Origin of the sequence: Agrobacterium sp. rho-13.3 (assembly GCF_033957765.2) — a bacterium.
GTDB lineage: Bacteria > Pseudomonadota > Alphaproteobacteria > Rhizobiales > Rhizobiaceae > Agrobacterium.
The window spans coordinates 386,249-399,822 of sequence record NZ_CP192774.1 but is presented as its reverse complement, the minus strand read 5'-3'; the positions used below and the strand labels follow the sequence as shown (position 1 = coordinate 399,822).

The window sequence follows — 13,574 nt, the reverse complement described above, 5'->3', positions numbered from 1 at the left end:
CAACGTCACGCCACAGCCGACAGTTTTTGCCTGTCGCCAGAGAGACGATCGATCATGAAATCGGAATACCAATTCACGAACTGCATCACACCGCCCTCGTCTTCCGGCGAATAAGGGCCGGGCTCATAGGCCGGGGACCGAATGCCGAAGGCGTTTTCTTCCACGATGCGGCGATCCTGATCGTTGGTTTCGTTCCACACATGGGTCAGGTCTTCGAGATTGTAATCAACTCCTTCCACCGCATCCTTGTGGACGATCCACTTGGTCGTGACCTGCGTTTCCTGTGGCCCCAGCGGCAGAACGCGGAAGGAAATCAGGTGGTCGCCCAGGAAGTGGTTCCATGTCGTTGGGTAATGGAACAACAGCAGCGCGCCGATATGGCCGATGGTGACATCGTCCGACAGCGGGCGGCGAACCGCACGTTTGCCGGACATGGTGTAGCTCTCCGCATCGCCAATCAGCGGCATACGCGCCACACGGAACTGGCCCTTGGGATCGATCTTGAAACGGCTTGGCAGGCCAGCAGCCTCGCAGCGCGCCCAATGCCCGCCGATTTCCGGGTCGCTTGCCCCACCATCGGTACCGGTCACGCTCGGGTTTTCGGGGTAGGTGCGGCAAAGCTCAGGATGGTTCGCGGCGCAGTGATAGCACTCGCGATTGTTCTCCCAGACGAGCTTCCAGTTGCCCTTTTCAATGATGGTGCTTTCATGGGCGACCTTCGCCTCCCAAATGCGGTGCGGCGCCATGTAGGATTCGATTTCGGCGCGAACCGGCGCAAAATCCATCGGCTGCTCGGCCAGACAGATAAAAATGTAACCGGAAACCGATTCGCAGGCGACGGGCTTCAGGCCGAAATCACCCTTGTCGAAATCCTCTCCCATGTGGCGCGCAAACAAAAGCTTGCCATCCAGATCATAGGTCCACTGGTGGTAAGGACAGACCAAACGGGCCGATTGGCCCTTTTGCGTGGTGCAGACGCGCGAACCGCGATGGCGACAGGAATTGTGGAAGGCGCGGATCACACCATCTTTGCCGCGCACGATCACGACCGAGTAGGCACCGACCTGAACCGTGAGATAGGTGCCGGTTTTCGGCACTTCGCAATCATGCGCCACAAACAGCCAGTCACGATACCAGATGTTTTCCATGTCCAGCTGAAAGTAATCCTGATCCACGTAGAAAGGCTGCTCCAGTGTGAAGCCCTCACGACGGTTTTTCAGTTGGCGCAATACGGTTTCACGCAAATCCATGGACATGTCCTCGATCGGGTCGCGGTACGTCTCTTGTGCCATGCCGCGTTTACATGAAATGATCTAACCATTCCCGCCCCTATTCGGCACCACATACAGCGACATCGGCTTCCGCATTGGCGACAAATTGCGACATGGCGCATAAAAGTGGAATTTTGCGAATTTTAATTCAAAAACAGCAACTTGATACTCATTTTCCCGCAAATGACGTCGCAATATGACGCAAATGACATCGGCCTCGACGGTTAACATAAACCATTGAGCGACAACAGAATTTTAACTTAACTCCGATAAAAACAGGGAAGGTCGGCAACAGGAGCACCCCGATGCAGAAGGGAACGCAAATTCGGTATTTCGATGCGAGTGCGAAAACAGTCGCACCTGCGCGTTCCAAAACCGCTCATTCCGACTTTCTGCGCACCGGCAAAATTGCCCGTTATGAAGAAAAATGGGTTCCCCGCGAAACGCGCTATCTGACACATGATCAGGTTGCCGAAATCACCGGCCGCAAATTGCAGGCTGCGGGGGAAATGACCTACACCCGGCTCAATTCCTTCCACCCCTCCATCCGCTTTCCCAACATGGTGTTTAATCGCACCATCGACGACAGCCCGCATCTGGGCTACTGCCACGTCACCGCGTCCCGCACCAGTTTCGATGCGCAAAAACAGGTGATCTGGTCTTTCTATTTCGCCAATTTCTTTGCGGAATTGTGTGGTGGCGAGCAGTTTTTCGAAAATATCGATCCGCGCCATTCGCGCATGTATTTCGCAATCGCCATGGATATGGACGGCAGCAAAACCGTGCAGATCGATAAGTCCATTCATCAGGACGGCCTGTTGTTTCGCACCCACGATCCCAAAATCGCGCTGAAAAATGTGCTGATGCTGGGCACGCGCTCCGATGAGATGCGCAAGTTTATCCGCAAGCTCTGATCCCGCCTAAACGGCTTTCCAATCCGGCTGAAACGCTCTAAAGCATGACGCGCAAAAGTGTGCGCCGTCTTGGGCAGCACGCCTGAAGGGTGCGAGCATATATGGCGCGTCATATCGACATTGAAAAACAGCGGGAAACGGCTCTGCATGACGCCGTCGACGTTTTGTTATCCGGCCATCCCGTCGCGATCCCCACCGAGACCGTATACGGCCTGGCCGCAGATGCCACGAACCCCGCCGCTATTGCCCGCATTTATGAAACCAAGGGTCGCCCACAGTTCAACCCGCTGATCTGCCACATGGCCAGCATCGCGATGGCGGAAGAGTATGCGCTCTTCGATCCGATTTCGCGCAAATTGGCGGAGGCTTTCTGGCCCGGCCCCCTTACCCTGATATTGCCATTGAAGCCGGATAGCGGCATCCACGCGCTGGCAACCGCAGGCTTGGACAGCGTCGGCATCCGCATTCCCAAAGGTTTCGCCAGCGCCTTGATCGCGGCATTCGGCAGACCGCTGGCCGCCCCCAGCGCCAACAGTTCCGGCAAGATAAGCTCCACCAGCGCTGCCCATGTGGAAGCGGATTTGGGTGACAGGATCAGCCTTATTCTGGATGACGGCGCAGCACCGGTCGGTGTTGAATCCACCATCGTCAAAGTCGAAAAGGATGGCTCCGTTCGCCTGTTGCGGCCCGGTGGTCTGGTTGCCAAGGACATCGAGCGCGTGGCGGGCATCAAACTGATCCGCCCGAAAAAAGCATCCGCCGCCATCGAAGCGCCCGGAATGCTGGCCTCCCACTACGCACCCGGCGCATCGGTGCGGCTGAATGCAACCTCCGTTGAAAAGGGTGAGGCTTTGATCCGGTTTGGTGGTCAACCCATTCCCGGTGAAGAGCAGGCCGCAATCGTTCTCGACCTCAGCCCACAGGGCGACCTGGCGGAAGCCGCCGCCAATCTGTTCGATCACCTCAAAACCGCAGATGCCAGCGGCGCTGCCAGCATCGCCATCACCGCCATACCCGATACAGGTCTGGGTGAAGCCATCAACGACCGGCTGACCCGCGCCGCAGCCCCCCGCCCCTGACGACTTTCATCACGAGGACTTCATGACGATAACCACTTTGCCCGATGATTTGATCAAGCGTTTCGTGGACATCGTCGGCGAGAAAAACGCTGTGCGTGATGAGGCAGATCTTGCCCCGCATCTGGTGGAAAATCGTGGTCTTTATAAGGGCGCCTCGCCCCTGCTGCTGAAACCGGCATCGACGGCAGAAGTCTCGGCCATCATGAAACTCGCCAGCGACACCGGCACGGCCATCGTGCCGCAGACCGGCAATACCGGCCTTGTGGGCGGGCAGACGCCGCGCAGCGACCAGAGCGACATCATTCTATCGCTGGAGCGCATGAGCGGCGTTCGCGATATCGACCCGGTTGCCAATGTCATCGTCGTTGATGGCGGCTGCATTCTCGATAACGTCCATCAGGCCGCAGATAAGGTCGAGCGCATGTTTCCGCTGTCGCTCGGCTCGCAAGGCTCTTGCCGCATCGGCGGCAATCTCGCCACCAATGCAGGCGGAACCGCCGTGCTTGCCTATGGCAATATGCGGCAATTGTGCCTTGGGCTTGAGGTGGTTCTGCCAACCGGCGAAATCTGGGATGGCCTTCGCCGCCTCAAAAAAGACAATACGGGTTATGATCTGCGCGATCTCTTCATCGGCTCCGAAGGCACGCTTGGCATCATCACCGGCGCCGTGCTGAAACTCTTCCCCAAACCCAAAGGTCATCAGGTCGCCTTTGCGGGCCTGAATTCGCCAGCGGATGCGTTAAAGCTGTTTGACCGGGCATCCACGCTCTGCGGCACAGCGCTGACAGGCTTTGAGCTGATGCCCCGCATCGGGATCGAATTTACCGCCAAACACATTCCCGGTGTTCGCGACCCCTTGCAGACGCGCCATGCATGGTATGCGCTGATCGATATCTCGACCTCGGATTCCGCCGAAACCGCGCAAACGATGATTGAGACCCTGCTGGAATCCGGCTTCGAGGCTGGGTTGGTTCAGGATGCCGTCATCGCCTCGTCCGAAGCGCAGCGGCAGGCGCTGTGGCATATGCGCGAAAGCATGTCGGATGCGCAGAAACCGGAAGGTGGGTCCATCAAGCATGATGTGTCCGTGCCGGTGTCAAAAATCCCGGAATTTATGGCTGAGGCCGAAACCGCCGTTCTGCAAGCCCTGCCCGGTGCACGTATCTGCGCCTTCGGCCATCTGGGCGATGGCAATATTCATTACAATATCTCCCAGCCGGTTGGAGCCGACAAAGCGGACTTTATCGCCCGCTGGCGTGACATGAACACAATTGTCCACGGCATCGTGCTGTCCCTCGGCGGTTCCATTTCCGCAGAACACGGCATCGGCCAGCTGAAGCGTGATGAACTCGCCTCTATCCGCCCCGGCATCGAAATGGAGCTGATGCACCGCATCAAAAAAGCTTTCGACCCGGCAGGCATCATGAACCCTGGCAAGGTTCTGTCCACCCAAAGCTGATCCACCCGTTTGGGGGATGCGCTCCCCCTTTATGCGTCATCCTTTTTGGCGACTGGAAAGTTTCACACATTTGACCAATGCTGTTTACCGTCGGGAAACCAAGCCTTGTTCCAGTTCAGGAATTCGAAACCCTGTTGCTCTGCGTTTTGCTAACCATTTGGGAATGCAAAGTTTTCTTAACCTCAATTTTTAAGCTGTCACGAAGATACCCCGGCTATCTTGAACTTATCAGAGGACGAAAAGTCCCGAGCGAGACCATGAAACGGCTCTCAGGTAAAACAAGGATAGCATGACATGACCAACACTGTTCTGAAGCCCGAATGGGCAGACGCAACACTCCGGATGGACCCGACGCGGTTTCCGCAGCAGCTGACCTATGGCAAGGACAACGGCTCAGCCGATGTTGCTATCACGCTTGATGAGCGCGGCGCGGTGTTGCGCAAGGTTTTGAATTCCAGCGGTCTTCCGCTTTCTTTCGCTCTTCCTGCCCGCGCTTTCAAAGGTGTTGCGGCACGCGCCATCGACCACGGTGATGGACAGGTGACTGTGACGCTTGAACTACACCATGATGATCCGAGCCTGTGCATTCCGCTTTTGGTGGCGCATGATCTCTGCGACATCGCCGCTGACTGGCGCAGCTGGTCTGAAGCCTACCGCATTCCAATGCTGATGGTGGAAGCCGATGGCGTTGCCCGCCCGCTGGAAGATCACCTCGGCACGATGCGTACCAAGTCCGTGCGTCCACGCCGTCGCCATTCCTACTTCGCGGAACGTCGCCCTCGTTTTCTGGTCCGTCGCAGCACAGGTTCGCTTGGGCTGACGATGAAGATCGAAGGCAAAGAAATCATCGCCCGTAACTGATCCACCCGCAACGCGTCCACCAGATGGACGCGTTCTGGTTACGGACGCACAAAAACCCGGCGCACCCGCGACCGGGTTTTTGTTTCAATAAAAGAACAATGGCAAAAGCAGCCCGGCAAACACCAGCAAGCCAACCCGATTGTTGGATTTGAACAGCGCGAGGCATTGCGCGACGTCGTCTATGTCCAGCACCTTCACCTGCCGGAACAGCATGAAGGACGCGATGGCAAGCCCGCTATAGGCGGCCACGTTAACGCCCGCTGTCAGGAACGCCAGAAAAATACAGAGCAGAGCTGTGCCATAAAGAGCAATCAGCCAGCCATGTGTTTTATCTCCGAACAGAAGTGCGGTGGAGCCAATGCCGACGAGGGTGTCGTCTTCCTTGTCCTGATGGGCATAGATTGTGTCATAACCGATCGTCCAGACAATCGCGCCGATATAAAGCAGCACGGGCGAAATCGACAGCGACCCGAATTGACCCGCCCAGCCCATCAGTGCGCCCCATGAAAAGGCAAGGCCGAGAAAAAATTGCGGCCAATTCGTAAAGCGTTTCGCAAACGGGTAAATCGCCACGAACACCAGCGATGACAGGCCGACGACAATCGCAAATCCGTTGAAGCACAACAACACGACCAGACCCGCCAAAGCCTGTGCGGCAATGAATATCTTGGCTTGGCGTCGGCTGACCCTGCCGGATGGCAAGGGTCGCGAGCGGGTTCTGGCAACCGCCATATCGATCTTGTGGTCGACCAGATCATTATAGGTGCAGCCCGCACCGCGCATGGCGACGGAACCGACAAAAAACAGCAGAAGATGGAATAGCAAAACCGGCCATGAGAAGGTGCCGCTGTGCTGCGCCACATTTGCCGCCAATGCCGCAGACCAGAAGCATGGCCACATCAGCAATTGCCAACCGATGGGGCGGTCCCAACGGGCAAGTTGCGCATAAGGCCAAAGGGTTCTCGGTAAAATCCGATAGACCCAATTGTTGGATGGCGCGTCAGAAACGCGGCCCGAAAGATCGCTGTGGTCAATCATGCCAGCGTTCTACGCTTTGGCTTAATAAAGCGTCAAGCGTAGAAGTCTGGTGAGGTTATATCAAAGACCGAAGCCGAATTTATAGCTGGCCTGAACGCCGACGACGAACTGGTTTCTGGAGCCGCGCTCATGGACCAGCGTGCTGTCACCCGCATCTCCCATCAGGCGGCGATATTCGGCAAATGAGCCAAGCTCGGCTTTTTCGGTCACTTTCCAGGTGATGCCAGCGCCGACGCCGACAGAGTTGAGACCGCCATCGGGCGAATAGGGCGAAGGCCCGCCCGCAGCAGACTGCGCGGCGCTGACGCCGAAGTAACGTTCATTGTATTTCTTGCTGGCCCATGTCGCGCGTGGACCGGCCGATATCTGAATGTCCGGCGTCAAATCCGTGAAGACGTCGGCAGAAAGATCCGCAACGATGCCGGTATGGCTGCGGATGCCCTGGCGCACTTCGCCGCGAACACGCAGCCAGTCTGTTGGATAGGCTTCCGCGAAACCGCCCACCTCGGCACCCCATTTCACATCACGCATTCCCCGCAAATCCGATGAATCACCCGCATCGCGAGACGGCACGAAACGACCGGCAATACCGACGCTGATCGGGCCATTGTCCAGCAGCGACACCGAAGCGCTGTCATTTTGCGAGGTAAAACGGGCACCCTGCCCGGCGCGACCAAGCGCGATGATCGGCGCGAAACGAAACTCGTTCTTGTTATCGCCCTGATAATTCGGCGCGGAGAACCCTTTTCCGCCCAGCTTCAAATACCAATCGCCAGAAAACCAGCCATCGGCAGAGGCCTGCCCCGCAGCAAAAAGCGAAAAAATGCAGGCGGCAAGTGCCGTCCTTGATTTGACCATAACAAGCCCCCGAAAACGCAATACACACCAGAGGTCTTTAGAATTAGAAGGATTCAGTTTCCATTCTGTTAACCAGCACGACCAGACTTGGCCCGACTGTGATGGTCAGAAACTCACCTTTTCGAGCGGCACACGGGTCTTTTCAAACTCCAGCAGAAGCGCCTCGTTACGGGCGATATAGTCACGATTGTCCGGCACAACATCGCCACGCTTGGCAAGTTGCAGCTGGAAAATATATAGATTTTCGTGCGTGAACGCCATTTCCGATCCGGCCAGATAAAACTCCCACATGCGGAAAAACCGCTCGTCGTAAAGTGCGACCGCCTCCGCTTTCCGCGCCACGAAACGTTGCCGCCATTCGCGCAATGTGTGGGCGTAATGCATGGGCAATATTTCAATATCCCGCACCAGCAGGCCGGATTTCTGCACGGCGGGCAGCACTTCTGCCAACGACGGAATATACCCACCGGGGAAAATATATTTTTCGATAAACGGATTGGTCGCCAAGGGTGGAGAAGGCTGACCGATGGAATGCAGAAGCATCACGCCATTATCGTCCAGCACCTCTGCGGCTTTGGTGAAATACTCCCGGTAGTGCGTCGGACCGACATGCTCGAACATGCCGACGGAAACGATGCGATCGTATGTCGTGGTGGCGGGCAGATAACGGTAGTCCTGAAGCTCGAAGCGTACAGTGTCGGTCAGCCCACGCTTTTGGGCGCGATCACGCGAGACCCGAAGCTGCTCTTCGCTCAGCGTAATGCCGGTCACATCCACGCCGGAACTTTCCGCCAGATACATGGCCATACCGCCCCAGCCGGAGCCGATTTCCAGCACCCGCTGCCCCGGTTCCGGCATCAGTTTTGCGGCGATATGCCGTTTCTTGGCAAGTTGCGCCTCATAGAGACTAATACCGGGTGGGTTGAAATAAGCGCAGGAATATTGCCAGTCCTCATCCAGAAAAAGATCGAACAGCTTGGCGCTGAGATCATAATGATGAGACACATTGTGTTTGTTGTGGTTGACCGGCAGATGCATCTTGATGCGGGCGGCAATGATGCGCGCCATGCCGCGCCACACCATGCCAAAGGTCAGGGCTTCGCTGAGTGTGTTGCTTTTGATGAGCGCGAGGAAATCATAGATGTCACCTTCGATGACAACCATGCGCCCTTCCATGTAAACCTCAGCCAGTTTCAGGGCGGGATCGGCAGCGATGTCCTCCATCGCGGCATCGTCGGTAAAGTTCAGCGCCACCCTTTTGCCGGTGCCATCCCCAAACACCTGAAGACCGCCGGGGCCGGTCACAACGAGATTGCCGATTTTGACTATTTTCGCAAACAACGCGTGCAGAGACGAGGCCATCTTACCCCCAACAAGCTAAGTCACACTTACATAATGTAGTGAAGCTATCTCTTTCATACAAAGTTTCAAGCGGGTGTATTTTCAAAAAAATTGAATGATTTCATGTTGATTTTTGCGGCAATAGTGGTGGGCGGCGGGCGTGGCTCCCCCCCTTTGCCCTGCCGGGCATCTCCCCCACAGGTGGGGAGATCAGCAAGTGGAAAGCCCTCGCATATCTCTAACGCTGCAAATTGCGTGATGAATGTGCGTCTCGCCAATCTCCCTCCTTGTGGGGGAGATGCCCGGCAGGGCAGAGAGGGGTAAGCCACGCCCGCTGCCGCGCAATACCGGTTTCACCCAATCACCGCCGCTTCATCGCCTCGGCCAAAGCTGCCGCCAAGGCGCCGCCGGCTTGCGAGCCTTCATCACGCGTCTGTGGTTTGGCACTGGCATGGCGCATGGCGCTGCTGTTGCCCTTTTCCCGCATGGGTTGGGGTGCAGCCTCGCCGCCGTCCTTGCGCATGGTCAGGCCGATGCGCTTGCGCTTCACGTCCACTTCCACCACGCGCACCTTCACCACGTCACCGGCCTTCACCACCTCATGCGGGTCTTTGATGAAACGGTCGGCAAGTTGTGACACATGTACAAGACCATCCTGATGCACGCCGATATCCACGAATGCGCCGAAGGCGGCAACGTTGGTCACGGTGCCTTCCAGCAGCATACCGGGTTTCAGGTCGGTAATTTCATCCACACCATCGGCAAAGGTCGCGGTTTTGAAACTGGGGCGCGGGTCACGGCCCGGCTTTTCCAGTTCTGCGATAATGTCTTTGACGGTCGGCAAACCGAACTGCTCATCGATAAAGGCTTTCGGGTCAAGCGCCTTCAAGGTCGCGCTGTCGCCCATCACCGTGCGCAGATCACGACCGCAGGCCGCAACGATCTTCTTTGCCACGCCATAGGCTTCCGGATGCACGGAGGACGAATCCAGCGGCTCCTTGCCATTGGGGATGCGCAAAAAGCCAGCGCATTGTTCAAATGTGCGCTGGCCGAGGCGCGGCACTTTCAACAGTTCCTTGCGGCTGGCAAACGGTCCGGTCTGGTCGCGGTGCAGAACGATGGCGTCAGCAATGGAACTGCCAAGGCCGGAAACACGCGCCAGAAGCGGAGCGGACGCCGTGTTGAGATCAACACCCACTGCGTTCACCGCATCTTCCACGACAGCATCCAGCGAGCGGGACAGTTTGCCCTGATCCACGTCATGCTGATACTGGCCGACGCCAATCGACTTCGGCTCGATCTTCACCAGCTCCGCCAGCGGGTCTTGCAGGCGGCGGGCAATGGACACTGCGCCACGAATGGAGACGTCCAGATTGGGGAACTCGGCAGCAGCGCTTGCCGAAGCCGAATAGATCGACGCGCCGGCTTCCGACACGATGACCTTGGTGGGCTTCGGCCCGGTCAGTTGCGTCAGCATATCCGCCACCAGCCGTTCCGTTTCACGGCTGCCGGTGCCGTTGCCGATAGAAATCAGCTCGACATTGTGTTTGCGAATGAGGCTTGCGAGTTCGGCCTGTGCGCCGCGAATATCGTTCTTCGGCGGGAAAGGATAAACCGTCGTTGTGTCTATCAGCTTGCCGGTGCCATCGATGACGGCGACCTTGACGCCGGTACGGATGCCGGGGTCCAGCCCCATGGTGGCGCGGGAACCGGCGGGCGCTGCCAGCAGCAAATCTTTCAGGTTGCGGGCAAACACATTGATCGCTTCCAGCTCGGAGCGTTCACGCAATTCGCGCATCAGGTCCAACGAAAGCGATGTGGAAAGCTTCACGCGCCATGTCCAGCCAGCCACATCCATCAGCCATTGGTCGGCAGGGCCAAGGTTGCGAATGTTGAAGGCGCTTGCCACGCTGCGCTGCGCGGGCTTCACCGGCGATGGATCATCGGCATCCACATCGATGGTCAGCGTCAAAATCTCTTCGTTCCAGCCGCGCAGCATGGCCAGTGCACGGTGACCGGGAACGGTCGCCCATTTTTCGAAGTGGTCGAAATAGTCCGAAAACTTCTCGCCCGCCGCCTGTTTGCCGTCCACCACCTTGGCGCGGAAGGTCGCGTTCTGGCGCATATAGTCACGCAGACGCCCCAGCAGATCGGCATTTTCCGTCATGGTTTCGGCCACAATATCGCGTGCGCCTTCCAGTGCCGCCTTCACGTCGGCAACCTCACCCTGCACATAGGCTTCCGCCAACTTGGCGGGGTCGGCGCTGCGGTTGTCCCAAATCGCCTCTGCCAGCGGGCCAAGGCCGCGCTCGCGGGCAATCTCGGCACGGGTGCGGCGCTTGGGTTTGTAAGGCAGGTAGAGGTCTTCCAGTTCCGCCTTGGTCACGGATGACATGATCTTCACCATCAACTCATCCGTCATCTTGCCCTGACCGTTGATGGATTCGACGATGGAAGCGCGGCGCGCGTTGAACTCGCGCAGATAAGACAGCCGCTCCGCCAAGGTGCGAAGCTGCGTGTCGTCCAGCCCGCCGGTCACTTCTTTACGATAACGGGCGATGAAGGGCACGGTCGCGCCTTCATCCAGCAGCGCAATCGCGGCCTTCACCTGTTCGGCGCGGGCATTGATCTCGGAAGCGATGATCGGGGCGAGGCGGGCATTATCTGCGGACATATGGTTCTCTGGCTGTTTTGAAATCTGCCCGAACATAGATACTGATTATGGCATGACAACAAGAAGCTTACAGGATTCCACAGAAAAGCAGCTTTCTCCTTGACCTTTCCCGCCCCTGCCCTTAACGCCCCACCAAGAACGGTAAAGGCGAGATTACAGGGATATTGACCATGAAAGTTCTGTTGATTGGTTCCGGCGGACGCGAACATGCACTGGCGTGGAAAATCGCCCAATCCCCCCTGCTCACACAGCTTTTTGCAGCCCCCGGCAATCCCGGCATCGCAGACCACGCCACGCTGGTTTCGCTTGATGTCGAAGACCATGCCGCCGTCATCGCATTTGCCAAGGAAAATGGCGTCGCGTTCGTTATCATCGGCCCGGAAGCACCACTTGTTGCCGGTCTGGCGGATGATTTGCGTGCCGCAGGCATCGCCACCTTCGGCCCATCGAAAGCAGCAGCGCAGCTTGAAGGCTCCAAGGGTTTCACCAAGGATCTTTGCGCCCGTTATGACATTCCAACAGGCGCTTACCAGCGCTTCAAATCCGCTGAACCGGCCAAGGCTTACGTGCGCGAACAGGGCGCACCCATCGTCATCAAGGCGGATGGTCTGGCCGCCGGCAAGGGCGTGACCGTTGCGATGAGTGAGGCGGAAGCGCTGTCCGCTATCGATGACTGTTTCGATGGTGCATTTGGCGCGGCGGGCGCGGAAGTTGTCGTAGAAGCCTTCCTCGACGGTGAAGAAGCCAGCTTCTTCTGCCTGTCTGATGGCAAGACGGCGCTGGCGCTGGCCACAGCGCAGGACCACAAGCGCGTGGGTGATGGCGACACCGGCCCCAACACCGGCGGCATGGGCGCCTATTCCCCCGCCCCGGTCATGACACCCGAGATGGTCGAACGGACGATGAAGGACATCATCGAACCGACCATCACCGGCATGGCAAAGGACGGCAATCCGTTTTCCGGCGTGTTCTTCGCAGGTCTGATGATCACGCAAAAAGGCCCGGAGTTGATCGAATACAACGTCCGTTTCGGCGATCCTGAATGTCAGGTGCTGATGATGCGTTTGAAGAGCGATCTTCTGCCCATCCTCCACGCCACCGCCACCGGCACGCTGGATCAGGTGAGTGCTGAATGGCGCGATGACGCCGCACTGACGGTCGTTCTGGCGTCCAAGGGCTACCCCGCTTCCTATGACAAGAACACGCCGATTGCCCATGTTCCCGATGCCAGCGAGGAGGCAAAAGTGTTTCATGCTGGCACAGCCCTCAAGGATGGCCAACTGGTTGCGACGGGCGGACGTGTGCTGAACGTCACCGCGTTTGGCAAGGACGTTACCGAAGCGCAGAAGCGTGCCTATGCCCTGACGGACAAGGTGAAGTGGGACAACGGCTTCTGCCGCCGCGACATCGGCTGGCAGGCGATTGCCCGCGAAAACGCGAAATAGCAAACTCGTAATTTCGTTCAATTTTTACCAAAGTTCCTGACCGGATCGAAAGGAACTCACGCTAATATAACCCCATGTTAGAGCGGCAAAGCGACCGCGATCGATGGGGGTTTTCATGCGCAAGATTTTGCTGACAGTCGCGCTGGTGCTGACAAGCGGCTCCGCCATGGCATCTTCGATTGAAGTCATCCACGGTAGTCGCACAGGGAACGACAGCGTCGTCAACGCATCCTGCGCAAGCTGCCCTCCGCTCAAAACAAAGGTTGACGCCACCGGAGCCCCCTCCTCTTTGCAGCCCGGCACGCAAGACATTTCCATTCGCGACGTGAACGGCAAAAAGCAGATCGTGCGGACCGAAGCATGGCTTGGCGGTTCGCCCGTCACCTATGTCAGCAACAATCAAACATGGCTTCCAGCGGAAGATGTGGGAACGGCGCTCGCTGAAAAAGCACCCGTTGTCGATGCGGCGACAAAAACAGCTGCGGTCGAACCTGTGATCACCAGCGCAGGCATTGCACCAGTGACAGCCGGTGTTACCGCACCTCTGGCGCTTGAAGGTTTGAGCCTGCGCCAGTCGCAATAACCCTCACAAGACTTACACCCTGAGTCACGTTCTAATATTCGAAACAACCGA

At 57.5% G+C, this 13,574-nt stretch carries 11 protein-coding genes; 6 read left to right on the top strand and 5 right to left on the bottom strand.

Annotated features, from left to right (window positions below; translation table 11 throughout):
• Nucleotides 1–5 precede the first annotated feature (5 nt).
• Nucleotides 6–1,250 (bottom strand): aromatic ring-hydroxylating oxygenase subunit alpha, encoded by a 1,245-nt coding sequence (locus tag RMR16_RS01860; RefSeq protein WP_320199487.1) that lies wholly within the window; start codon nt 1,248–1,250, stop codon nt 6–8.
• 326 nt (nt 1,251–1,576) lie between these two features.
• Between RMR16_RS01860 and RMR16_RS01855 the strand changes: the two genes are divergently transcribed.
• The 4 genes from RMR16_RS01855 (at nt 1,577) to RMR16_RS01840 (ending at nt 5,584) form a co-directional block, all read left to right on the top strand.
• A complete protein-coding gene (locus RMR16_RS01855; RefSeq protein WP_320199038.1) occupies nt 1,577–2,185 on the top strand; it encodes a DUF6656 family protein in 609 nt (202 codons plus the stop codon).
• Between the two features lie 101 nt (nt 2,186–2,286).
• Nucleotides 2,287–3,264, top strand: a complete 978-nt coding sequence (locus RMR16_RS01850) for an L-threonylcarbamoyladenylate synthase (RefSeq protein WP_320199037.1) — start codon at nt 2,287–2,289, stop codon at nt 3,262–3,264.
• A 22-nt stretch (nt 3,265–3,286) separates the two neighbouring features.
• The gene (locus tag RMR16_RS01845) at nt 3,287–4,723 is read left to right on the top strand and encodes an FAD-binding oxidoreductase (RefSeq protein ID WP_320199036.1); all 1,437 of its coding nucleotides are present in this window, start codon (nt 3,287–3,289) and stop codon (nt 4,721–4,723) included.
• 294 nt (nt 4,724–5,017) lie between these two features.
• Complete coding sequence (locus RMR16_RS01840; protein ID WP_320199035.1) at nt 5,018–5,584, top strand: DUF6101 family protein; 567 nt, start codon at nt 5,018–5,020, stop codon at nt 5,582–5,584.
• Nucleotides 5,585–5,668: 84 nt separating this feature from the next.
• Here RMR16_RS01840 and ubiA read toward each other — a convergent pair whose 3' ends face one another.
• The 4 genes from ubiA to RMR16_RS01820 form a co-directional block, all read right to left on the bottom strand.
• The gene (ubiA, locus tag RMR16_RS01835; RefSeq protein WP_320199034.1) at nt 5,669–6,622 is read right to left on the bottom strand and encodes a 4-hydroxybenzoate octaprenyltransferase; all 954 of its coding nucleotides are present in this window, start codon (nt 6,620–6,622) and stop codon (nt 5,669–5,671) included.
• A 60-nt stretch (nt 6,623–6,682) separates the two neighbouring features.
• Complete coding sequence (locus RMR16_RS01830; RefSeq protein ID WP_413785970.1) at nt 6,683–7,501, bottom strand: MipA/OmpV family protein; 819 nt, start codon at nt 7,499–7,501, stop codon at nt 6,683–6,685.
• Nucleotides 7,502–7,585: 84 nt separating this feature from the next.
• Nucleotides 7,586–8,842: a cyclopropane-fatty-acyl-phospholipid synthase family protein gene (locus tag RMR16_RS01825; protein WP_320199032.1), complete on the bottom strand. Its 1,257-nt coding sequence runs from the start codon at nt 8,840–8,842 to the stop codon at nt 7,586–7,588.
• Between the two features lie 340 nt (nt 8,843–9,182).
• Nucleotides 9,183–11,495 carry a Tex family protein gene (locus tag RMR16_RS01820; RefSeq protein WP_320199031.1) on the bottom strand — a complete coding sequence of 771 codons (2,313 nt, stop codon included), beginning with the start codon at nt 11,493–11,495 and terminating at the stop codon, nt 9,183–9,185.
• A gap of 170 nt (nt 11,496–11,665) precedes the next feature.
• Here RMR16_RS01820 and purD point away from each other — a divergent pair, with 170 nt between their 5' ends.
• Nucleotides 11,666–12,940 carry a phosphoribosylamine--glycine ligase gene (purD, locus tag RMR16_RS01815; RefSeq protein ID WP_320199030.1) on the top strand — a complete coding sequence of 425 codons (1,275 nt, stop codon included), beginning with the start codon at nt 11,666–11,668 and terminating at the stop codon, nt 12,938–12,940.
• 115 nt (nt 12,941–13,055) lie between these two features.
• Nucleotides 13,056–13,523 (top strand): plant virulence effector HPE1-like domain-containing protein, encoded by a 468-nt coding sequence (locus RMR16_RS01810; RefSeq protein ID WP_320199029.1) that lies wholly within the window; start codon nt 13,056–13,058, stop codon nt 13,521–13,523.
• Nucleotides 13,524–13,574 lie beyond the last annotated feature (51 nt).

What these genes read in the sequence shown, in the direction of transcription:
- RMR16_RS01820 (WP_320199031.1), bottom strand. Translation starts at nt 11,495, where the DNA reads ATGTCCGCAGATAATGCCCGCCTCGCCCCGATCATCGCTTCCGAGATC.
- RMR16_RS01810 (WP_320199029.1), top strand. Translation starts at nt 13,056, where the DNA reads ATGCGCAAGATTTTGCTGACAGTCGCGCTGGTGCTGACAAGCGGCTCC.
- RMR16_RS01840 (WP_320199035.1), top strand. Translation starts at nt 5,018, where the DNA reads ATGACCAACACTGTTCTGAAGCCCGAATGGGCAGACGCAACACTCCGG.
- purD (WP_320199030.1), top strand. Translation starts at nt 11,666, where the DNA reads ATGAAAGTTCTGTTGATTGGTTCCGGCGGACGCGAACATGCACTGGCG.
- RMR16_RS01845 (WP_320199036.1), top strand. Translation starts at nt 3,287, where the DNA reads ATGACGATAACCACTTTGCCCGATGATTTGATCAAGCGTTTCGTGGAC.
- RMR16_RS01825 (WP_320199032.1), bottom strand. Translation starts at nt 8,842, where the DNA reads ATGGCCTCGTCTCTGCACGCGTTGTTTGCGAAAATAGTCAAAATCGGC.
- RMR16_RS01860 (WP_320199487.1), bottom strand. Translation starts at nt 1,250, where the DNA reads ATGGATTTGCGTGAAACCGTATTGCGCCAACTGAAAAACCGTCGTGAG.
- RMR16_RS01850 (WP_320199037.1), top strand. Translation starts at nt 2,287, where the DNA reads ATGGCGCGTCATATCGACATTGAAAAACAGCGGGAAACGGCTCTGCAT.
- ubiA (WP_320199034.1), bottom strand. Translation starts at nt 6,622, where the DNA reads ATGATTGACCACAGCGATCTTTCGGGCCGCGTTTCTGACGCGCCATCC.
- RMR16_RS01855 (WP_320199038.1), top strand. Translation starts at nt 1,577, where the DNA reads ATGCAGAAGGGAACGCAAATTCGGTATTTCGATGCGAGTGCGAAAACA.